This is a genomic window from Burkholderia sp. Ap-955, assembly GCF_011753045.1.
GTDB classification, from domain to species: domain Bacteria; phylum Pseudomonadota; class Gammaproteobacteria; order Burkholderiales; family Burkholderiaceae; genus Burkholderia; species Burkholderia lata_D.
Genome location: NZ_VWWH01000041.1, coordinates 39,258 through 59,306, shown reverse-complemented (window position 1 = coordinate 59,306; position 20,049 = coordinate 39,258). Strand labels below are relative to the sequence as shown.

The window sequence follows — 20,049 nt, the reverse complement described above, 5'->3', positions numbered from 1 at the left end:
CCGCGCTCGCCCCCGCAGGCGGCTGCGCGGGTTGCGGCTGCGATGCGCCCGCCGACAGCGCGGCGGCCGACGCGGCCACTTCGGACGCCGGCACCCATTCCTCGACGATGCCCCCGGATGCCGCTTCGGGCGCCGAGGCAGCCGATGCGGCCGACGCCTCGCCGGTATCAGCCTCGGGCGCCTGCTCCACCCGCTGCGTCCTGACCGGTGCGGGCGCCTTCTTCGCCTCGGGCGGGAACCACGTATCGAACAGGTCCGTCGCGCGTTCGCGCAGCGACGCGAACCAGCCCGGCGACGGCTCGGTGTCGAATTTCGCCTTCGTATCGACGATCCGGGCGCGCTGCGCACGCTGGAAGAAATCGCCGACGATCGGCAGCGCACTGTGCGCGCCCTGCCCCCAGTAGTCGCTGCGCAGCGTCACGCGGCCGTCGTCGAAACCGACCCACGCACCGGCCACGAGGCCGGGCTGCATCAGGATGAACCAGCCGTCCGCGTTGTCCTGCGTCGTGCCCGTCTTGCCGGCCACGTCGCCGCGGATCCCGAAACGCGTGCGAATGCTGCCGCCCGTGCCGCGCGTCACGACGTCGCGCATCACGCTGAGCAGCGTCTTGTCGGTTTCGGCGTCGAGCGCGCGCTCGGGCGGCGCCGGCGCGTATTCGGCGAGCACGTCGCCTTGGCGGTTCTCGATGCGCGTCACCATCTGCGGCTCGACATACAGCCCGCCGTTCGCGATCGTCGCGTACGACGCAACCATCTCCTTCAGCGTGACCGGGCTCGTGCCGAGCGCCAGCGACGGCACGCGTTCGAGCGGGCTTTCGCGCACGCCCATGTCGCGTGCGAGCCTGGCCACGGCAGCCGGCCCGACCTTCACCATCACTTGCGCGGTGATCCGGTTGCGCGACAGCGCGACCGCGTCGCGCAGCGTCATCGGTTTGCCGGTCGGCGGCACGTCGTCGTTCGGCCGCCAGATCTCGCCGCCCTTCAACGGGATCTCGACCGGCTGGTCGATGAACGTGTCGTCCGGCTTCATCCCGTTCGCGAACGCGACGCCATAGACGAACGGCTTGAACGTCGAGCCCGGCTGGCGCCGCGCCTGCGCGACGTGGTCGAACGGCTCGTTGGTGAAGTCGCGGCTGCCGACCCACGCGCGGATCTGCCCGTCGCGCGGATCGATCGCGAGGAAGCCGGCCTGCACGTCGGTCTTCGTCTTGCACAGCGCGCGCAGGAAGCCGCGGTCGGCCGCGAGCAGCTTCATCGCGGCCGCGTCGTCCTTGCCGGCGTCCTGCGCGGCCTTGTACTCGGGCGACTCGCGCATGAAGGTGCGGAACACCTCGTTGTCGGTGCCGCAGCCGTCGCGGCCGCTCCACGCGTTGTTCGCGATGCCCTGCAGCTGATTGCCCTGCAGCGTGAGCGCCTGCGTCGCCATCTGCTGCAGCCGCGAGTCGATCGTCGTGCGCACGATCAGCCCGTCCGAGTAGATGTTGTAGTCGTTGCGGTCGGCCCACGCGATCAGCCATTTGCGCAGCTGCTGCGCGAAATGCGGCGCCGGCCCCGGCGGCTCCTTCTGGCGCTCGAAGTCGATCCGCAGCGGCCGGCGCTGCAACTGCGCGAACTGCGCGGGAGAAAGCTTGCCGTACTTCACCATCTGGCCGAGCACCGTGTTGCGCCGCTGCAGCGCGCGCTCCGGATTCAGCACCGGGTTGTAGTAACTGTTGCCCTTCAGCATCCCGACCAGCGTCGCGCTGTCGAGCACGTCGAGCTCGTCGGCCGACTTGTCGAAATAGGTCCGCGCGGCCATCTCGACGCCGTACGCGTTGTACAGGAACGGCACCGTGTTCAGGTAGGTTTCGAGGATCTGGTCCTTGCTGTAGACCGCCTCGATCTTCAGCGCGGTGATCGCCTCCTTCACCTTGCGCGTGAGCGTCGGCGCGCGGCCGATCTCGTCCGGATACAGGTTGCGCGCGAGCTGCTGCGTGATCGTCGAGCCGCCCTGGCGGCTGCCCGAGAACGTGTGGAGCGCGGCCGACGCCGTGCGCTTCCAGTCCAGGCCGTGATGCTCGTAGAAGCGGTGATCCTCGGTCGCGATCAGTGCGTCGACCATGTGCGGAGAGATCTGCTTGAGCGACACCCACTCGCGGTTCGACGGCTTGAATTCGGCCAGCAGCTTGCCGTCGGCGGACAGCACCTGCGCGGGCTGGTCGACGCGTGCCTTGCGGATGTCGCCGATGCCCGGCGTGAACGGGATGAGCACGACCACGTACACCACGAACAGCGCCGGCACGGCGGCGCCGGCGAGCAGTACGCCGCGGCGCGTCGGGTGGCGGACATGGTGCCACGCAGTGGCGGCGAGAGGCTTGACCCGCGCGACGGCGGCAGCCGCGACGGGTTGGGCGCGCGCGACCCATCTGGCACAGAAGGCACGCACTGACGACACGTTTCGGCGATTCACGCGGGTGGAGCTCGGCTGAAAAGGCTGCATCGTACCAAACTCGCGCGGGATGCCGGACTGCGATGGCGTGGCGGCGACACACCGGGGGCGGCTGTGCGGGCGGTCCACACGCAAAAAAGGCGCGTGCCCCGCAACGGGAACGACGCGCCAAACCTGGTACTACAACCCGGAAGCCGTGCGACGGTGGCTGATCGGCGCGGCCGCTCAGCGCACGAGAAAACCGTAGGTCAACGGATCGCGCTCGTCGACGATCCAGTTCGCGAACCCGCAGATATGGGCGCTGCCCTCCACTTCCGGAATCACCGCCGGGATGTCGCCGACCGTCGTTTCACGCAGCACGCGCCCCTTGAAGACCGTGCCGACGATCGATTCGTTGACGAGCGTATCGCCGGCCGCGAGCCGCCCGCGCTGGTAGAGCTGCGCAACCCGGCCGCCGGTGCCGGAGCCCGTCGGCGACCGGTCGACCTCACGATCCGCGAACACGCAGCAGTTCGCCTGCGTCGAGCCCGGGTGGCGCGGCGCATTCGCGATGATCGTGCCGTAGATGTGGTTGATTTCCGGGATCTCCGGATGCACGACCGGGTACTTCGCGTTCGCGGCGGCCTTCACTTCCGCGCCGAAGCGGATCAGTTTCTCCACCGCCGCTTCGCGCACCGGCAGGTCGAACGGCGCACCGTCGACGTAGAAATAGAACGCGCCGCCGTACGCGATATCGCCGGTCACGGTGCCGAACGACGGCGTCTCCACCGACACGTCGCGCTGCCAGATGAACGACGGCACGTTGACGAAGCGCACGGACCCCGCGTGCTCGCCGTCCCACTTGACGAACGCCTCGATGAAGCCGCACGGCGCGTCGATGCCGACCCGCGTTTCCGGCACTGTGCGCTGCACCCAGCCGAGCTCGACCGCCGCGGTCGACAGCGCGATCACGCCGTGCCCGCAATGATCGCTGTAGCCCTCGTTGTGCACGAAGATCACGCCGAAATCCGCGTTCGGCGACACGGGCTCGGTCAGGTAGCCGCCGTACATGTCGGCGTGGCCGCGCGGTTCGAACATCAGCGCGCGGCGGATCTCGTCGGCGTTTTCCTTGAGCCACGCGCGGCGCTGGACGATCGTGTCGCCGGGCGCGCGCGGCAGCCCGCTCGTGACGATGCGGAACGCTTCGCCGCCGGTATGGACTTCGACGGTGGAAAGGGATCGGGAAATTTTCATGGGGGAATCGAAAGCGTTGAAACGAAGAACGGCGGCCGCGCCGCCGTCCGATGGCAGGCTGGCCGTTACTTCGCGTACGGTTCCGGCAGGCCGTTGCGGATCACGTAGACGGTGGTCGGCGCGCCCTTCAGGTCGCCGTTCGCGTCGAACGAATAGGTGCCCGCGACGCCCGCGTAGTTCGACTTCGCGAGCTGCGCGATCAGCTTCGCCTTGTCGGTGGTCGTGCCGGCCTTGACCATCGCGTCGGCGAGCAGCTTCATCCCGTCGTAGTAGTTCACGCCATAGACCTGCGTATCGGTGTGATACGTGTCGTGGTACTTCTTCAGGAATTCGCGCCCGGCCGCCGTCTTCTCGAGCGCGACGCCGCCCTGCGCGCAGTAGACGATCGACGCCGCGTCGCCCGCGACCTTGCCCATGTCGGCCGAGCAGATGCCGTCGCCGCCGAGCAGTTTCGCGCGCACGCCGCGCTGCTTCATCTGCTTGGCCATCGGCGCGCCCTGTGCCGCATAGCCGCCGAAGAAGATCACGTCGGGGTTGCTGGCCTTGATCTTGGTGAGAATGCCGAGGAAATCGGTCGCCGAGGAACTCGTGAATTCCTGGTCGACGATCTTGATCCCGTTCGCCTTCGCGACGTTCATGAACTGCTCGGCCACGCCCTGCCCGTACGCGGTGCGATCGTCGATCACGGCGGCGGTCTTCGCGTTCAGCGTCTTCGCGGCGAAGGTGGCCATCGTGCCGCCGAGCTGTTCGTCGCTCGCGCCGATCCGGAAGATGTTCTTGAAGCCCTGCTTCGTCAGTGCCGGGTTCGACGCCACCGGCAGCATCGGCACGCCGGCAGTCGAGTACACGCGCGAGGCGGGAATGGCAACGCCCGAGTTGTACGGCCCGAGCACCGCGACCACGCCCTTGTCGACGAGGTTCTGGGCAACCTGCACGCCGGCCTTCGGGTCGGCCTGGTCGTCGTCGGAGACCAGTTTGAAGGTGACGGTCTTGCCGGCGACCTTGACGCCAGCCTTGTTGAGTTCGTCGACGGCCAGGCGCGCGCCGTTTTCATTGTCCTTGCCGTTCGCGGCCTGCGGGCCGGTCAGCGGTGCCGAATGGCCGATCATAACGACTTCCTGCGCATGCGCGGAAGTCAGCGCGCCGGCGGCGATGGCCACCGAGAGCGCGGTAACGAGGTGTCGCATGATGTCTCCTGATTGGTTTTGTGTGAAACCAATGTAGGATACGCGTGGTCACCATGCAAGCAATTTAAAAATAAAAATGTCGATTCTGGTCATTTTTCAGACCAGAACGAACCCAATGCGGTCACTTCGGTGCGATGTCGCGCCGCACGCGGAGGATGTGCTGCTCCACATAGAACGCCGCCGCATCGGCGTCGCCGGACACGATCGCCTCGTAGATCAGCCGGTGTTCGGACACGTAGAGCCGGATCCGGCCCGCATCGTAGATGCCGTCGTCCTTCAGCCGCTTCCACAGCGGCTGGTCCATCGTCTTCGCGACTTCGTCCGCGATCTTCACGATCAGCGCGTCGCCGGTCATCAACGCGAGTTGCCGGTGGAACAGCCGGTCGCTCTCGTTCCACAGCGCGCGCTGGTGCGGATCGTCGACGTCGGTAATGGTTTCCATCTGGGCCAGATAGCGTTCGGCGCCCGGGTCGGCGCGGCCGTGCGCGGCTGCGAGGCGCGCGATCGCGGGCTCCAGGATCAGCCGCACGTCGAGCGTCGACGTCGGGCTGAAATCGGGTTCGGACGCCCGGTGCATGTCACCGCGCTGCGCGAGCACGTCGAGCGGCGACGCGACGACGTAGGTGCCCGAATTGCGCTTCGTGAACACGAGCCCTTCGTTCTGCAGTGCGCCGAGCGCCTCGCGCACGGCCGGCCGGCCGACCTGGAACAGCCCCGCGAGCTCGCGCTCGGACGGCAGCCGAGACTCGGCGGCATAGCGCCCCGCGCGAATTTCGTCGCGGATCTTCTCGGCCACCTGCTCGTAGATCTGCAGCGGCCTGAAACCGCCTTCGAGTGTGTCGGGACGCGCGGACATCATCGTATGGCTCCTGCCCGGTCGCGGGCGTGAATCTGGAATGGGTTCGCACTATACCGGAGCGCGCCGGCATCGAGGCCATGGCGCCCCTTCTGGACAGATATTAGAACCAAAATCGGCGAGGCGCTTTATTTTCTGGGTTGCGGGTGGGCCAGCAAGTGGTATAGATTCGATCCACACTGCCCTGTGTCACGGTATCCGGCAGCCCTGTGGCGGGCGCGGCATGCGCCCGTCGTCCACGCTCACCGACGCATACGACGTACACGATGACCGCTCTTTCCCCGATTCCCGTTTTCGATGCGGCCGACACGGCCGCGCTGCTCGACTACCCGGCGCTGCTCGCCACGCTCAGGGAGGCCGTCGCCGACTATGCGGCAGGCGAGATCGTCAGCCCCGAACGCCTGGTCGTGCCGCTGCAGGCGGGCGGCGTGATGCTGTCGATGCCGTCGAGCGCGCGCGACCTCGCGACCCACAAGCTCGTGAACGTGTGCCCGGGCAACGGCGCGCGCGGGCTCCCGACGATCCTCGGCCAGGTCACCGCCTACGACGCGACCACCGGCGAGATGCGCTTCGCGCTCGACGGCCCGACGGTCACCGGGCGTCGCACGGCGGCCATCACCGCGCTCGGCATCCAGGCGCTGCATGACGCCGCGCCGCGCGACATCCTGCTGATCGGCACCGGGAAACAGGCGGCCAATCACGCGGAAGCGCTCGCCGCGATCTTTCCCGAAGCGCGCCTCCACGTGCGCGGCACGCGCGCCGACAGCGCAGCGGCATTCTGTGCCGCGCACCGCGCGCAGGCGCCGCGCCTCGTGCCGCTCGACGGCGACGCGATTCCCGATGCGATCGACGTGGTCGTCACGCTGACGACGAGCCGCACGCCCGTCTATCGCGAAGCCGCGCGCGAAGGCCGGCTCGTGGTCGGCGTCGGCGCGTTCACCGCGGACGCGGCCGAGATCGACGCGAACACGGTGCGCGCCAGCCGGCTGGTCGTCGACGATCCGGCCGGCGCGCGCCACGAAGCCGGCGACCTGATCGTCGCGCAGGTCGACTGGCAGCACGTCGCGTCGCTCGCCGACGTGCTCGGCGGCGCATTCGACCGCAACGGGCCGCTGCTGTTCAAGAGCGTCGGCTGTGCGGCGTGGGATCTCGCCGCGTGCCGCACGGCGCGCGATGCGCTGGCGGCGCGCCAGGCCGGCTGACCCGGCAACGTCCTCCTTCAGCCGCGCTCGCGGCACCGCCACCCCGGGGCCCCTCCGGCGATTTCCCGTACGCGTTGTAGGAATCGCCCTACAACGCGTCGCAGCGGCCTACATCAACTTCCAATTCGGCCGATTTCATTTTCGGCGGCGCAACACGATACTGCCGGCATGAATGCCAGCCCGTTACCCGCCGCGCTCCGGGTGTTTCTCGTCGATCACGCCGTCGCCGTCCGGCAGCGGATCGCGCTGCTCGTCGGCGCGATCCGAGGTGTCGCCGTCGTCGGCGAAGCGGAAGACGGCCAGGATGCGTGGACGCAGATCCGCAGCAGCCAGGCGGACGTGGTGATCGTCGACCTGCGGCTGGCGGACGGCAGTGGCCTCGACCTGATCGGGACGCTGTCGAAGGCCGCGCCGCGCATCGTCACGATCGTGCTGACGAATCACTCGGCGCCGGCATTCAGAGAGGCATGCGCGTTGGCCGGAGCCGACTACTTCTTCGACAAGACCGTCGAATTCGACGCCGCATGCCAAGTCATCGAATCCCTGGTGCACGCTCGCGTGCACCGCCCCTGACGAGCCGGAGTGACTCATGTCCACAGCCACCCCCTGCGCCGCCGACGTATCCATCGCGCCTCGGCCGACGATTCCGCTTCGCGCGGTCACGCGCGCCGACGCCGCCAAACATCCCGCCGCGCGCTGCTCGGTGTGCGCGATGCGCACGATGTGCCTGCCGCCGCACCTGACCGCGGCCGAATACGGCCGCCTCGACTCGATCATCTGCACGACCCGGCAGGTGCGCCAGGGCGACGCGCTGTTCCGTATCGACGATCCATTCCAGAGCATCTATGCGGTGCGCGCGGGGTCGTTCAAGACGGTGATGATGCATCGCGACGGCCGCGAGCACGTGACGGGCTTCCAGATTGCCGGTGAAACGCTCGGGATGGACGGCATCGGCTGCGGCCGGCATTGCTGCGACGCGATCGCGCTCGAGGACAGCGTCGTGTGCATCATCCCGTTCGGTGCGCTCGAAGCGGCGTGCCGTGAGATCAAGCCGATGCAGCACTTCCTCTACCAGATGCTGAGCAGCGAGATCGTCCGCGAATCGAGCCAGATGCTGCTGCTCGGCACGATGTCGGCCGAGCAACGCGTCGCGCATTTCCTGCTGAACCTGTCGTCGCGCTTCGAGGCGCGCGGCTATTCGGCGACGGAATTCAACCTGCGGATGACGCGCGAGGAAATCGGCTGCTATCTCGGGATGAAGCTCGAAACCGTGAGCCGGATGTTCTCGCGGTTCCATCGCGAAGCGCTGGTCGAAACGCGCGGCAAGCGCGTGCGCATCATCGACTCGCAAGCGCTCGCACGGGTCTGACGGGCCAAGGCTACGCCTGGCTGGCCGCCCGCGCGACGCCGCGCGGCGATGCATCAGTGCACCGCACCGCCGGCCACCGCGTCGCGCAGCCCCACCCTTGCACCGCCCGCCTGGCACGCGATCAGCGCCTGTTCGGCCTGCGCGAACGCGCGGCGCAGCGCGTCGTTCAGGTCGTCGCCGACGCACGGCGGCAGCGGAATCAGCGCCGCGTCGTGCGTCACGAGGTCGAGCCGCACGTCGTACCGGCGCGCGCCACCGGCGGCGGCACGCGATTCGATCGCGAGGTGGCAACCGCGGATCAGCGCGCGGAACCGATCAAGCTGCACCAGTTGCACGCCGGCTTCGGCTTCGACCGCGGCGGAACCCGCGAATCCAAGGTAGACGATCTGCATGCCCACGCCCATGTCGTGTCTCCTGACGGGGCCGCCCGCTCGTCGACCGCCTTGCATGTGCCGCCCGCACCGAAAGGCGGCGGCACGTGTTGCCCGTGGCCCGGCGCGATTTCTGCGATCGCTGCCCGGCCGATAGTCTGCCCGCGCCGTCGCCGGCGCGGGTCCGTTCATACGTTGAAGGTCTGCGACGTCTTCATCTCGATCCAGGTCATGCCGGCCCGCAACCCTTCGATCATCGCCTCGCGCTCGGTCGGATACGCATGGCTGTGCTCGAACGTATGATGAAAACGTGCGGCGCCGGTGCCGTGCTCGACCGACACGCGGCAGCGGAATTCGCCCGATTCGCACGGGCGCGTCTCGACTTCGACGGACCAGTCGCGTTCGTGAATGTTGCCTTGCAGTGACATGCGCCCTCCTGCGGTATCAGTCTTCGAGCCGGAAGTGGCCGCTGTGCAGCAGCACCGGCCGGCCGCCGATTTCCTCGAGCATGCGGCGTGCCATCGCCTCGATCGCCGGCCGGTGCGCGTCGAATGCGGCCAGCAGGTCCCGTTCGAGCAGCGACGGCGCGCCGAAATGATCTTCCAGCGCCTCGGCCGTGACCGCGCACTGTACGCAACGTCCGTCGACCAGTGCCGAAAACGCCACGACCAGGTCGCGTGCGCAATATTCGGGTGGTTCCGGCGGGAAGGTAATCTGCATCTGTCCGCCTGTCATCGTCGTGATGGCTCCATGACAAGAGCATAGTGGCGCACGCGCCCGCACGCTTGACCCACGTCAACCGGTTCGCTGCGCCGCACGATCACGGCGCGGCTGCGTGCCGGCGCGGTTGCACGATGCCGCTACAACCGGCTTTCAGCCCGCGTCGGGCTCGATCGCCGCGCCGCGCTCCGCGAGCAGCTCGCGCAGCACGCTGCGGTGGCAATGGCGCTCGTCGTCGCAATAACAGCCGATCGAAAACGCGGTGGTCGCCGACAGCGCCGCCAGCAGGTCGAGCACCTTCGGCGCATCGCCATGCGCCATCTCCGCACGGAAGTGACGCCGGAACGCGTTCCATTCGGCATCGGTTTCAGCCGCCTGCGCCTGTGCGACGAGTTCCGGGCTCGGCGACAGCGTCGGCAACCATACATCATAGTAGTTGCGCGACGCGAATTCCGCCTTCGGCACGCCGCGCGGCGGCCGCCGCACCGTTCCGATCCGCAGGCCCTCGCCGGCCGCGCGCGGCGTGCCGAGCTGGATGATCCGGATGCCCATGTCGCTCCTTCCGAATGGCGTTGGATGCCGTGATCGTACCGCCGCGCCTGCCCCGCGTCAGCCGGTGGCGCACATTGCGGCCGCACAACAAAAAACCGGCTGCCCCCTTGCGGAGACAGCCGGTTCGGCCAGCCGCGTTGCGCGCCGGGGCGCGCCGCGCTCAGACGCCGCTCTTCAGCACCTTGCCGATGGCATCCGCGACGATGGCGACGTTCGAGTCGTTCAGGCCCGCGACGCACATCCGGCCCGAACGCAGCACGTACACGCCGTGCACTTCGCGCAGCGCGTCGACCTGCGATTCGGTCAGGCCCGTGTACGTGAACATCCCGCGCTGCTTCACGTAGCGCGTCAGTGCTTCGCCGCTGACGTGGTCGCGCAGGCCGTCATGGATCGACTGACGCATCCGCGCGATGCGGCGGCACATCGCCGCCAGTTCCTCTTCCCACTGCTTGCGCAGCGCAGGCGTGCCGAGCACGGTTGCCACGACCTTCGCGCCGTAGGTCTGCGGGTTGCTGTAGTTCGAGCGCACCGCGCCGGCCAGCTGGCCGAGCACGCGGTCGGCCGCGGCGGCATCCTCGCAGACGACGCTCAGGCCGCCCACGCGCTCGCCATACAGCGAGAAGTTCTTCGAGAACGAGTTCGCGACCAGCGCCGGCACGCCACGGCGGGCCAGCTCGCGCACCGCGAACGCGTCCGCGTCGAGGCCCGCGCCGAAGCCCTGGTACGCCATGTCGACGAACGGCAGCAGCCCGCGCGCCTCGATCACGTCGATCAGCTTCTCCCATTGCCCTTCGTCGAGATCGACACCGGTCGGGTTATGGCAGCACGCGTGCAGCAGCACGATGCTGCGCGCCGGCAGCGCGTCGATCGCCGCGAGCATCGCGTCGAACTTCAGGCCGCCCGTCGCTTCGTCGTAGTACGGGTATGAGTTCACCGTGAAGCCGGCGCGCTCGAAGATGAAGCGATGGTTTTCCCAGCTCGGATCGCTGAGCCACACCTGCGAATCCGGAAAGTAGCGCTTCAGGAAATCGGCGCCCACCTTCAGTGCGCCGGAGCCGCCGAGCGTCTGCAGCGTCGCGATGCGACCGGCCGCGCGGGCCGGGTGATCGGCGCCGAACACGAGCGCCTGTACTGCATCGCGATACGCGGCCAGGCCGACCATCGGCAGGTACGGCTTCGCGCCGCTGTCGCGCTGCAGCGCGGTTTCGGCTTCGCGTACGGCGCCCATCACCGGAATCCGGCCTTCGGCATCGAAGTAGATGCCGATGCTCAGGTTGACCTTCTGGTCGCGCGGATCTTTCTGGAAGTTCTCGTTGAGCGTCAGGATCGGGTCGCCCGGGTACGCGTCGATGTGTTCGAACATGGCTTGAGTCGGTCTCGTTTGGAAGAATGATGGTGGTGGCCTGCGTCAGCGTGCGGATGCGCCGTCGTGCACCGCATAGCCAGCATTCTTCTGACGGAAGCGATACCCGACCGCGAGCACCGCGAGCCATACCGGGATCAGGTACACCGACAGGCGGAGATCCGGCGTCAGGTACATCACGACGAGAATGCCGGCCATGAAAGCCAGGCACAGGTAATTCGTGAAAGGATAGCCCAGACTGCGGAAGGAAGTCTCCTCCCCGGCTGCACGCTTGGCCTGGCGGAACTTCAGGTGGATCAGCGTGATCATCGCCCAGTTGATGATCAGCGCCGACACGACGAGGCCCATCAGCACCTCGAACGCCTTGCCCGGCATGAAGTAGTTGACCAGCACGCACACGCCGGTCGCGAGCGCCGACGCGCCGAGCGCGGCGAGCGGAATGCCGCGCTTGTTCACCGAGCACAGCACCTTCGGCGCGTTGCCCTGCTTCGCGAGGCCGAACAGCATCCGGCTGTTGCTGTACACGCCGCTGTTGTAGACCGACAGCGCCGCCGTCAGCACGACCACGTTCAGCACGTTGGCCACCAGGTTGCTGCTCAGCGCGTGGAAGATCAGCACGAACGGGCTGCCGCCGGTGACGACCTTTTCCCACGGATACAGCGACAGCAGCACGGCGAGCGCGCCGATGTAGAAAATCAGGATGCGGTAGATCACCTGGTTGGTCGCGCGCGGAATGCTGCGCTTCGGATCGTCGGCCTCGGCCGCGGTGATGCCGATCAGCTCCAGCCCGCCGAACGAGAACATGATCGCGGCCATCGACATCACGAGCCCCGACACGCCGTTCGGGAAGAAGCCGCCGTGCTGCCACAGGTTCCGGACACTCGCCTCCGGCCCCGCATGGCCGCTCGCGAGCAGCCAGCCGCCGAAGCCGATCATCCCGACGATCGCGGCGACCTTGATGATCGAGAACCAGAATTCCGTCTCGCCGTACGACTTCACGCTGGCCAGGTTGAGCAGGTTGATCGCGACGAAGAAGACCAGCGCCGACACCCAGGTCGGCACGCCCGGCCACCAGTACTGCACGTAGATCCCGACGGCCGACAGCTCGGCCATGCTGACGAGGATGTACAGCACCCAGTAGTTCCAGCCCGACAGGAAGCCGGTGAAGTGGCCGACGTACTTGTTGGCGAAGTAGCTGAACGAGCCGGCGACGGGCTCGTCGACGACCATCTCGCCGAGCTGGCGCATGATGAAGAACGCGACGATGCCGGCCACCGCGTAGCCGAGCAGCACGGACGGGCCTGCCATCTTGATCGTCTGCGCGATGCCGAGGAACAGCCCCGTGCCGAGCGCGCCGCCGAGCGCAATCAGCTGGATGTGCCGGTTCTTCAGCCCGCGCTTCAGGCCGTCGCTCTCGTTTCCAGAAACCATGTCTTCTCCACTTTGTCCGCCCCCGCCTGCAGCGGGGTGCGGCGCGCCTCGGTGTGCCGGGCGCTGTTTTACTGTGCCGGGGCCGTTCGTGGAGCCGCCGGGTTGGGGACTGCAATCTTCGCGTGGCGGCGCCCGATTCGCGTCGGCGTGCCCGCCAGACCGGCCGCCGACCGTCGCCGCGCCCGCAGTGCTGCGTTCGCACACGAAAATCCGGCGTCAGTTTAGCGTCGCGACGGCGAAATCGGGTTTCGTAACCCGTTCATGCAAACCCTACATTATGAGATAAGATTGCATCCAGGAGACGGATGAGGAAACAAAAATGCATGAACCGGTTCTGGATCGCCTCGATCGCCACTTGCTCGCGATTCTGCAGGAGAACGGCCGCGCGTCGAACCTCGATCTGGCGAAGGCCGTCGGCCTGTCGCCTGCGCAGACGCTGCGCCGCCATCGGCGGCTGGAGGAGATCGGCGCGATCCGCCGCTACGAAACCCGGCTGTGCCCCGACACGCTCGGTTTCGGCGTGACCGCTTTCGTGCATGTGACGATGGAGCGCGGGCATATCCGCGACCTGTCGAAGTTCCAGAAGCTCGTGTCGGATCTTGCGCAGATCCAGGAATGCTTCTCGGTGACGGGCGACATCGACTACGTGTTGAAGGTCGTCGCGCACGATCTGAAAGGCTTGTCGCGGTTCCTGCTCGAGACGCTGATGCGCATTCCCGGCGTGAGCGGCGTGCATTCGAGCGTGTGCCTCGACGAGATCAAGTGCACGAGTGCGATGCCGGTCGAGGCGTAACGCCAGCGCCCGGTTGCGATCAGCAATTGCGTGGAACAACGCGGTCGCTCCGTCCTTGCCCGATATCACGGATTAACAAGACACTCATAGTCGGCAAATTTCGCGAAAAATCGTACAAGTCCAATAGGCGACTTGTTTCCTATCAGCGATCGTCTTCGACTCCTTAATGCACCGAGGATCGACGATGCAAAAAAACAGTAGCAGCGACAAGAGGCAGCGGTCCGGCCACCATCACGAACGGGGCGTAACCGATGCCGAATCCGCCCACGAAAGTCCGCACCAACAGCACGCCGCTCTCTGAAAAAACAGTACAGCTCAAAGCGCTGACGTTTCAACAGCTTTGGAACGCATACCCAAAGGAAGACCCATACGACGACCCGACTGGCGAATATCAAAATCAATGTGCGATCAGGATGAGCGTAACTTTCCACGCAATCGGCAGCAGCATGAAGTCGTTTTCTCAGAAGGTATTGAAACCTATGCCTGGAAAACAGACGCTCGGACGCCTGGTCCTTAATGGCAAGGCAACTGCGACGCGCGCCTATGAGCTGGCTGAATGGTTAAAGCTTCGCCCATTCCTAGGCGTGGGAAAGCCGGAAAATATCACCGGCCCGGATTGGCAGAACAAGATAAAGGGCCGCACCGGCATCATTTACTTCTTCGGCTACTGGCGACAGGAAGGAGATTCTGCTGGAGCGTTGAGCGGCGGACATATCGACCTCTGGAACAACGACACCCTGACTCCCTCTGCCGTGTCGTTCTGGCGGTTTCGCATAGGCGTACCGAGCATGATCAACCCGCTCGATTATCTTCGGGGGCGACGAGGGAATTGGTATTCAGACCTGGCAGATTCGAAAGAAATTCTTTTCTGGGAAGTTGAATGAAACGACTGGCGGTCGCCATTCTGGGACTCACATGGGGCTTGCTCGTCACCTGGGCATCCCTTTATACGTTCAGCCATATTCATTGGCCCGCTACACCGTCACATTCGACTGGCTGTAACGACATGGAACACTGCGCATCTCATACAGTGTTCATCGTGGGTCTGCTTGCCCTGACCCTGTGGCCTTCGTTCGTGTTTGCCACGCTCAACGCCTTTGCTTACCGGCGCTGGTCGTCCCGCACCTGGGTGGTCGCGTTCCTTGCCGCTACGTTATTGGTCGTCCTTTTTCATCTTGCAAGCTACGCGGCACCGGCGCTAGGTTTCTTGCGTTAGGCCGGACTACCGAGGCGGCTTCGGCACCTTATGCCCCGCCTCGATCTCCGTCAACGATCTTCACCGGCGATAGTTCGCTTTGCTACGCCTGGCGCCGCTCACCTCACCGCTTCGAACGCACTGATCAGCAACGCCCCCGCCGCGATCACCACGCAACCGGCCGCCCGGCGCGGCGTCAGCCGCTCGCCGAGATACACGCGCGCGATCAGCGCCGCGAACACCACGCTCGTTTCGCGCAGCGCCGAGACCGGCCCCATCGGCGCGCGATCCATCGCCCAGATCACGATGCCGTACGCGAGCGCCGCGAACACGCCGCCGCACGCGGCCTTCGCCGTTTCGCCGACCTCCTGCGTCAGCCGCAGCGGCCCCGCCCGCAGCCGGTAGTACGCGGCCATCATCGCGCCCGTCAGCACGAACATCCACGCGGTGTAGCCGACCGTGTTGCCGCTTTCCCGCACGCCGATCCCGTCGACCACGCTGTAGGCCGCGATCGACACGCCGGTCGCGAACGCGGTCGGCAGCACCTGCATCATCCGGTGCTTCGCGCCGCGCCCGCGCTCCAGGCCGATCGCCAGGATGCCCGCGCAGATCAGCACGAGCCCGCATTGCGCGCCGGCATTCAGGTGCTCGCCCGCGAACGCCGCCGCGCCGAGCGTGACGAGCAGCGGCGCGGTGCCGCGCGCGACCGGATACGCGACGGTCAGGTCGCCGTGCTCGTACGCGCGCACCAGCAGCAGCGTATAGACGACGTGCAGCACGGCCGACGCGACGACGCACGCCCAGCTCGCCGCCGAGATCGGCGCCGCGGCCGGCAGGAACGACAGCGCGAACAGCCCGATCGCGATCTGCAGCACCGTGGCCGACCGGAGCCGGTCGCCGCTGCTGCGGACGAGCGCATTCCATGACGCGTGCAGGAACGCCGCACACAGAACGGCAAACAGAACGGGGATCGGCACGATGAATACTCGCTGACGGTCGGCCACGCGAAATCGTCGCCGCAGGGCGTTCATCGTAGGAATATGTCATCCGATTGTCAAAAACGGGCGCCGCACCGCACCGTGCGCCCATCGGTCGATGACGTCCTTTCGCCCGCCCCGCGCGGCATCCGCGGCAACCGGCCCGCGCGCCGCGGTATGTGACGCGAAGGGGGCATGCGGTCTACCCCTTTCCGTTCACTTTCGCATCGCATTCCGCCGTAATGAAATCGATACCGCAGCGCAACCGCGACGAAACCACTCCGTCCCCATATCTTCATACGCGGCTGTTCCAATGCGCGTGCTCGCTCAAGAGCTCTGCGCCGAACCGACACGGCGACGGGGCCGCTCTCCACCATCGAAGACCTTACCTGGAGTTTCCCGATGTTCCGTCAAGCCTTGCTCGTCACCGCCTGCGCAGCCGCGGCGCTGGCGCTGTTCGCCTGCGGCGGCAGCGACGATTCCACGCCGACGCCCGCCGTGTCGTCGCAGGATGCGCTGCAGACCGCCACGCCGATCAAGCACGTCGTCGTGATCTACGGCGAAAACATCTCGTTCGACCACTACTTCGGCACCTACCCGAACGCGACGAACCCGTCGGGCGAACCGGCGTTCACCGCCCAGTCCGGCACGCCGACGCCCAACGGCCTGACGGGCACGCTGCTCACCGCGAACCCGAACTTCACGAACACGGCCAACGGCACCGACGCGGCGAACCCGTTCCGCCTCGACCGCACGCAGGCCGCGACCGCCGACCAGAACCACGCGTACACGGCCGAGCAGCAGGCCGAGGACAACGGCCTCGCCGACCTGTTCCCGAAATACACCGGCAAGGGCTCGTCCGGCGGCGCCGGCGCGTTCGGCACGAAGGGCCAGGTGATGGGCTACTTCGACGGCAACACCGTGACCGCCCTGTGGAACTACGCTCAGCGCTTCGCGATGAGCGACAACACGTTCACGACGTCGTACGGCCCGTCGACGCCGGGCGCGCTGAACGTCGTGTCGGGCCAGACCAACGGGATGCAGATCGTCAAGACGTCGAAGCAGCCGTCGACGCTCGCCGCCAGCTCGTACTACATCAACGACGGCCAAGGCGGCTTCACGATGATCAACGACGTCGACCCGGGCTTCGACGTGTGCTCGAGCACGACCGACCAGGCGATGATGGCGGGCAAGAACATCGGCGACCTGCTGAACGCCGCGAAGATCACGTGGGGCGGCTTCATGGGCGGCTTCAACCTGTCGACGACGAATGGCAACGGCACGACGGGCTGCGCGCGCAGCACGGTCGCCACCGCCGTGAACGCCGCGACGGCCGACTACATCCCGCACCACAACTGGTTCCAGTACTACGCGTCGACCGCGAACCCGCAGCACACGCGCCCGAGCTCGGTCGCGGCGATCGGCTCGAGCCTCCAGACGGACGGCAAGACCGCCGAACCCGCGAACCACCAGTACGACACGGACGACTTCTTCGCCGCCGTGAAGGCCGGCAACTTCCCGTCGGTCAGCTACCTGAAGGCCCCGGCCGCGCAGGACGGGCACGCCGGCTATTCGGATCCGCTCGACGAGCAGGCGTTCGTGACGAAGGTCGTCAACTTCCTGCAGCAGCAGCCGGACTGGCAGAACACGGCCGTGATCGTCACCTATGACGACTCGGACGGCTGGTACGACCACGTGTACACCGCGCCGACGCGCGCGTCGTCGGACCCGGTCGACCAGGTCAACGGCAACGGCAAGTGCGGCACGGGCGGCACCACCGGCGTGAACGGCGCGACCGTGAACGGCCGCTGCGGCCCGGGCGTGCGCATCCCACTGATCGTGATCTCGCCGTACGCGAAGCAGAACTACGTCGATCACACGATGCTCGACCAGGCGTCCGTCGTGCGCTTCATCGAGGACAACTGGCTCGGCGGCCAGCGCATCGGCGGCGGTTCGTTCGATGCGACGGCGGGCGACCTGCGCGCGTTGTTCGACTTCACGTCGAAGCCGAACACGACGCCGCTGTACCTCGACCCGACGCTCGGCACCGCATTGAGCGCGGCCCCGGCGATCTGACCGGTACGTCGTGACCGCATGGCCGGCGCATCATGCGCCGGCCGTTTCCGTTTAACGCGCCGCTTCGTGCGGCGCCCGATTTCCGACCGACAGCATGACAGCTCGCCCCGCGTTCCCGTCCCCCGACACGACCGGCACGCCCGCGCCGCGCTCGCCTTCCCGCCTGCTGCGCCGCGCGGCGTTCGTGATCGGCGCCGCCGTGCTCGGCTATGGCGCGTTCGCGATCGCGTTCCCCGCGCAGGTGCCCGCGGCGATCGGTACCGTCGTCGCCGACTGGACGGGCGCGAACCCGCATCCGGTCGTGCTGCAGCGGCCCGCCGCGCAGCCGCTGTCGGCGGTCGCGCAGCTCGGCCGTGCGCTGTTCGCCGATCCGTCGCTGTCCGCGTCGGGCAAGCAGTCGTGCGCGTCGTGCCACAGCCCAGATCATGCGTACGGCCCGCCGAACGCGCTCGACGTGCAGCCGGGCGGCCTCGCGATGACGCAGCAGGGCTATCGCCCGCCGCCGTCGCTGATGTACCTGTATCGCCAGCCGAACTTCAGCATCGGCCCCGATGCCGGTGAAAACGACGCCGCGCCGACCGTCGCGCAGCAGGCCGCGTCGGCGGCCGGCGTCGTCAAGGCGCAGAAGGTGGCCGGCACGTCGGCCGCGCCGCAGCTCGTGCCGCAGGGCGGGATGTTCTGGGACGGCCGCGCCGATACGCTGCAGCAGCAGGCGTTCGGCCCGCTGCTGAATCCGGTCGAGATGGCGAACGCGAGCGTCGACGACGTCGCGCGCAAGCTCAAGCAGTCGTCGCACCGCGCGCAGCTCGAGCAACTGTTCGGCGCGCGCGTGTTCGATAGCCCGCAGCTCGCGGTGTCGGAGGCGATGTTCGCGATCGCGCGCTACCAGGTGGAAGATCCGTCGTTCCATCCGTACAACAGCAAGTACGACCGCTGGCTCGAAGGCCGTGCGCGGCTCACGCAGGCCGAACTGCGCGGACTACGCCTGTTCAACGATCCGGACAAGGCGAATTGCGCGGGCTGCCATCTGTCGAAACCCGGCAAGGACGGGCTGCCGCCGATGTTTACCGATTACCAGTACGAGGCGCTCGGCGCGCCGCGCAACAAGGAGCTGGCGCAGAACCGCAACCCGGCGTTCTACGATCTCGGCGTGTGCGGGCCGTTCCGCGACGACCTGAAGGACCAGACGCAGTATTGCGCGATGTTCCTGACGCCGACGCTGCGCAACGCGGCGACGCGCCACGTGTTCTTCCACAACGGCGTGTTCCACACGCTCGACCAGGTGATGGCGTTCTACAACGAGCGCAGCATCTCTCCGCAGAAGTTCTATTCGCGCGGCGCGGACGGCAAGGTCGACGAGTACGACGACATTCCGCCGAAATATCGCGCGAACGTCGACGTGACCGATGCGCCGTTCGATCGCAAGCCGGGCGACAAGCCCGCGATGACGGCGCAGGACATCAAGGATATCGAAGCGTTCCTGGGCACGCTGAACGACGAGCCGGTGCGGCACTGAGCGCAGGATGACCGCCGCGCCGCGTCGTGTCAGCGGCGCGCGCGGATGCAGAGGAAGGCCGGGGCCAGCGACAGCTCCGCATGAAGCCGCTCCGACGCGGCCTTCATCTCGGGCAGCGGCTTCGGCTCGACGAACCGGTCGAGCCGCCAGCCGCTGTCGGCCACGGCGTTCAGGATATCGGCGAGCGGCCGCCGCCACGCTTCGACATAGGGTTTCGGTTCACCGAAACCCGACCAGTGAACGCCGAAGCGGGACGTATCGAAATAGGTGCCCTCGCCGCGCGTGCGTTCGTCCATCCAGTCACGCATCGGATGCGCCATCGAAAACACGAGCGTGGCGCCCGGCCGCGCGACGCGCCGGAATTCGCGCAGCGTCGGCGCAAGATCGCGCACGTAGTCGAACGCGAGCGAACAGACGACCTTGTCGAACGCTTCGTCGGGCAACCAGGCGAGCGGCCCCTCCAGATCGCCCTCCACGATGTCGACCGGGAGGCCCGCGCAGCGCGTTCTCGCCAGCGCGACCATCTCCGGCGTGACGTCGAACGCATGCACCGTCGCGCCCTGGCGTGCGAGGTGCGCGCTGCAGATGCCGGGCCCGCAGCCGGCGTCGAGCACCGTCAGGCCGTCGACGTCGCCGAGCAGCGCCATCGTTGCCGGACGTTCGTAGAGCGCGTTGTGTGCCTTCGTCGGCGCGATGTCGGCGTAGCGTTGCGCGAAGCTCGCGTATGCCTGGCGGCCGGGCGGGTCGTTCGGGTCGGTCATGCAGCCTCCGTCGATAGCA

The 20,049-nt window shown here is 67.1% G+C and carries 20 protein-coding genes; 8 read left to right on the top strand and 12 right to left on the bottom strand.

Features of this window, described 5'->3' with window-relative positions; all coding sequences use genetic code 11:
- The 4 genes from F3J15_RS21500 to F3J15_RS21485 form a co-directional block, all read right to left on the bottom strand.
- Positions 1-2,479: transglycosylase domain-containing protein (locus F3J15_RS21500; protein WP_166893896.1), on the bottom strand; the 2,479-nt coding region annotated here is incomplete at its 3' end.
- Positions 2,480-2,653: 174 nt separating this feature from the next.
- Entirely contained in the window at positions 2,654-3,661 is a 1,008-nt protein-coding gene (gene lhpH, locus F3J15_RS21495; protein WP_166893894.1) for a trans-3-hydroxy-L-proline dehydratase, read from the bottom strand.
- A 65-nt stretch (positions 3,662-3,726) separates the two neighbouring features.
- Positions 3,727-4,848 carry a branched-chain amino acid ABC transporter substrate-binding protein gene (locus F3J15_RS21490; RefSeq protein ID WP_166893892.1) on the bottom strand — a complete coding sequence of 374 codons (1,122 nt, stop codon included), beginning with the start codon at positions 4,846-4,848 and terminating at the stop codon, positions 3,727-3,729.
- Between the two features lie 121 nt (positions 4,849-4,969).
- A complete protein-coding gene (locus tag F3J15_RS21485; protein ID WP_069251534.1) occupies positions 4,970-5,707 on the bottom strand; it encodes a GntR family transcriptional regulator in 738 nt (245 codons plus the stop codon).
- A gap of 263 nt (positions 5,708-5,970) precedes the next feature.
- Between F3J15_RS21485 and lhpI the strand changes: the two genes are divergently transcribed.
- From lhpI to F3J15_RS21470, 3 genes are all read left to right on the top strand, one after another.
- Positions 5,971-6,906: a bifunctional Delta(1)-pyrroline-2-carboxylate/Delta(1)-piperideine-2-carboxylate reductase gene (lhpI, locus tag F3J15_RS21480; protein ID WP_166893890.1), complete on the top strand. Its 936-nt coding sequence runs from the start codon at positions 5,971-5,973 to the stop codon at positions 6,904-6,906.
- A gap of 168 nt (positions 6,907-7,074) precedes the next feature.
- Positions 7,075-7,479, top strand: a complete 405-nt coding sequence (locus F3J15_RS21475) for a response regulator transcription factor (RefSeq protein ID WP_069251532.1) — start codon at positions 7,075-7,077, stop codon at positions 7,477-7,479.
- 16 nt (positions 7,480-7,495) lie between these two features.
- Positions 7,496-8,275 carry a helix-turn-helix domain-containing protein gene (locus F3J15_RS21470; protein ID WP_166893888.1) on the top strand — a complete coding sequence of 260 codons (780 nt, stop codon included), beginning with the start codon at positions 7,496-7,498 and terminating at the stop codon, positions 8,273-8,275.
- Positions 8,276-8,328: 53 nt separating this feature from the next.
- Here F3J15_RS21470 and F3J15_RS21465 read toward each other — a convergent pair whose 3' ends face one another.
- The 6 genes from F3J15_RS21465 to F3J15_RS21440 all read right to left on the bottom strand — a co-directional run bounded on the left by F3J15_RS21465 (position 8,329) and on the right by F3J15_RS21440 (position 12,712).
- Entirely contained in the window at positions 8,329-8,679 is a 351-nt protein-coding gene (locus tag F3J15_RS21465; RefSeq protein ID WP_089447609.1) for a metal ABC transporter ATPase, read from the bottom strand.
- 155 nt (positions 8,680-8,834) lie between these two features.
- On the bottom strand, positions 8,835-9,074 hold the full coding sequence (locus F3J15_RS21460; protein WP_069251529.1) for a UDP-glucose 4-epimerase: 240 nt from the start codon (positions 9,072-9,074) through the stop codon (positions 8,835-8,837).
- A 16-nt stretch (positions 9,075-9,090) separates the two neighbouring features.
- Complete coding sequence (locus tag F3J15_RS21455; RefSeq protein ID WP_069251528.1) at positions 9,091-9,381, bottom strand: DUF1488 domain-containing protein; 291 nt, start codon at positions 9,379-9,381, stop codon at positions 9,091-9,093.
- Positions 9,382-9,519: 138 nt separating this feature from the next.
- Positions 9,520-9,918: a DUF488 family protein gene (locus F3J15_RS21450; protein WP_011355271.1), complete on the bottom strand. Its 399-nt coding sequence runs from the start codon at positions 9,916-9,918 to the stop codon at positions 9,520-9,522.
- Between the two features lie 160 nt (positions 9,919-10,078).
- Positions 10,079-11,281: an amino acid aminotransferase gene (locus tag F3J15_RS21445; RefSeq protein ID WP_166893886.1), complete on the bottom strand. Its 1,203-nt coding sequence runs from the start codon at positions 11,279-11,281 to the stop codon at positions 10,079-10,081.
- 45 nt (positions 11,282-11,326) lie between these two features.
- Positions 11,327-12,712: an amino acid permease gene (locus tag F3J15_RS21440; RefSeq protein ID WP_069251526.1), complete on the bottom strand. Its 1,386-nt coding sequence runs from the start codon at positions 12,710-12,712 to the stop codon at positions 11,327-11,329.
- A 319-nt stretch (positions 12,713-13,031) separates the two neighbouring features.
- Between F3J15_RS21440 and F3J15_RS21435 the strand changes: the two genes are divergently transcribed.
- The 3 genes from F3J15_RS21435 (at position 13,032) to F3J15_RS21425 (ending at position 14,721) form a co-directional block, all read left to right on the top strand.
- Positions 13,032-13,505, top strand: a complete 474-nt coding sequence (locus F3J15_RS21435; RefSeq protein ID WP_039367332.1) for an Lrp/AsnC family transcriptional regulator — start codon at positions 13,032-13,034, stop codon at positions 13,503-13,505.
- A 251-nt stretch (positions 13,506-13,756) separates the two neighbouring features.
- Positions 13,757-14,389, top strand: coding sequence for a type VI secretion system amidase effector protein Tae4 (locus F3J15_RS21430; RefSeq protein WP_089447605.1), 633 nt, complete (start codon positions 13,757-13,759; stop codon positions 14,387-14,389).
- Complete coding sequence (locus F3J15_RS21425) at positions 14,386-14,721, top strand: hypothetical protein (RefSeq protein WP_166893884.1); 336 nt, start codon at positions 14,386-14,388, stop codon at positions 14,719-14,721. Before F3J15_RS21430 ends, F3J15_RS21425 begins: the two co-directional genes overlap by 4 nt.
- A 98-nt stretch (positions 14,722-14,819) precedes the next feature.
- Here the strand turns inward: F3J15_RS21425 and F3J15_RS21420 are convergent, their stop codons facing one another.
- Positions 14,820-15,731, bottom strand: a complete 912-nt coding sequence (locus tag F3J15_RS21420; protein ID WP_166893882.1) for an EamA family transporter — start codon at positions 15,729-15,731, stop codon at positions 14,820-14,822.
- A 348-nt stretch (positions 15,732-16,079) separates the two neighbouring features.
- On the opposite strand from F3J15_RS21420, the gene F3J15_RS21415 reads away from it, so the two are divergent.
- Together F3J15_RS21415 and F3J15_RS21410 are read left to right on the top strand one after the other, a co-directional pair.
- Positions 16,080-17,753: an alkaline phosphatase family protein gene (locus tag F3J15_RS21415; RefSeq protein ID WP_166893880.1), complete on the top strand. Its 1,674-nt coding sequence runs from the start codon at positions 16,080-16,082 to the stop codon at positions 17,751-17,753.
- Between the two features lie 94 nt (positions 17,754-17,847).
- On the top strand, positions 17,848-19,269 hold the full coding sequence (locus F3J15_RS21410) for a cytochrome c peroxidase (protein WP_166893878.1): 1,422 nt from the start codon (positions 17,848-17,850) through the stop codon (positions 19,267-19,269).
- Between the two features lie 29 nt (positions 19,270-19,298).
- On the opposite strand, the gene F3J15_RS21405 is transcribed toward F3J15_RS21410, so the two are convergent.
- Complete coding sequence (locus F3J15_RS21405; protein ID WP_166893876.1) at positions 19,299-20,030, bottom strand: class I SAM-dependent methyltransferase; 732 nt, start codon at positions 20,028-20,030, stop codon at positions 19,299-19,301.
- Positions 20,031-20,049 lie beyond the last annotated feature (19 nt).

Excerpts from the sequence above, each read along its gene's own strand:
- F3J15_RS21430 (WP_089447605.1), top strand. The coding sequence starts at position 13,757 with ATGCCGAATCCGCCCACGAAAGTCCGCACCAACAGCACGCCGCTCTCT.
- F3J15_RS21410 (WP_166893878.1), top strand. The coding sequence starts at position 17,848 with ATGACAGCTCGCCCCGCGTTCCCGTCCCCCGACACGACCGGCACGCCC.
- F3J15_RS21460 (WP_069251529.1), bottom strand. The coding sequence starts at position 9,074 with ATGTCACTGCAAGGCAACATTCACGAACGCGACTGGTCCGTCGAAGTC.
- F3J15_RS21425 (WP_166893884.1), top strand. The coding sequence starts at position 14,386 with ATGAAACGACTGGCGGTCGCCATTCTGGGACTCACATGGGGCTTGCTC.
- F3J15_RS21435 (WP_039367332.1), top strand. The coding sequence starts at position 13,032 with ATGCATGAACCGGTTCTGGATCGCCTCGATCGCCACTTGCTCGCGATT.
- lhpI (WP_166893890.1), top strand. The coding sequence starts at position 5,971 with ATGACCGCTCTTTCCCCGATTCCCGTTTTCGATGCGGCCGACACGGCC.
- F3J15_RS21440 (WP_069251526.1), bottom strand. The coding sequence starts at position 12,712 with ATGGTTTCTGGAAACGAGAGCGACGGCCTGAAGCGCGGGCTGAAGAAC.
- lhpH (WP_166893894.1), bottom strand. The coding sequence starts at position 3,661 with ATGAAAATTTCCCGATCCCTTTCCACCGTCGAAGTCCATACCGGCGGC.
- F3J15_RS21405 (WP_166893876.1), bottom strand. The coding sequence starts at position 20,030 with ATGACCGACCCGAACGACCCGCCCGGCCGCCAGGCATACGCGAGCTTC.
- F3J15_RS21485 (WP_069251534.1), bottom strand. The coding sequence starts at position 5,707 with ATGATGTCCGCGCGTCCCGACACACTCGAAGGCGGTTTCAGGCCGCTG.
- F3J15_RS21420 (WP_166893882.1), bottom strand. The coding sequence starts at position 15,731 with ATGAACGCCCTGCGGCGACGATTTCGCGTGGCCGACCGTCAGCGAGTA.
- F3J15_RS21475 (WP_069251532.1), top strand. The coding sequence starts at position 7,075 with ATGAATGCCAGCCCGTTACCCGCCGCGCTCCGGGTGTTTCTCGTCGAT.
- F3J15_RS21450 (WP_011355271.1), bottom strand. The coding sequence starts at position 9,918 with ATGGGCATCCGGATCATCCAGCTCGGCACGCCGCGCGCGGCCGGCGAG.
- F3J15_RS21455 (WP_069251528.1), bottom strand. The coding sequence starts at position 9,381 with ATGACAGGCGGACAGATGCAGATTACCTTCCCGCCGGAACCACCCGAA.
- F3J15_RS21415 (WP_166893880.1), top strand. The coding sequence starts at position 16,080 with ATGTTCCGTCAAGCCTTGCTCGTCACCGCCTGCGCAGCCGCGGCGCTG.
- F3J15_RS21445 (WP_166893886.1), bottom strand. The coding sequence starts at position 11,281 with ATGTTCGAACACATCGACGCGTACCCGGGCGACCCGATCCTGACGCTC.
- F3J15_RS21465 (WP_089447609.1), bottom strand. The coding sequence starts at position 8,679 with ATGGGCGTGGGCATGCAGATCGTCTACCTTGGATTCGCGGGTTCCGCC.
- F3J15_RS21470 (WP_166893888.1), top strand. The coding sequence starts at position 7,496 with ATGTCCACAGCCACCCCCTGCGCCGCCGACGTATCCATCGCGCCTCGG.
- F3J15_RS21490 (WP_166893892.1), bottom strand. The coding sequence starts at position 4,848 with ATGCGACACCTCGTTACCGCGCTCTCGGTGGCCATCGCCGCCGGCGCG.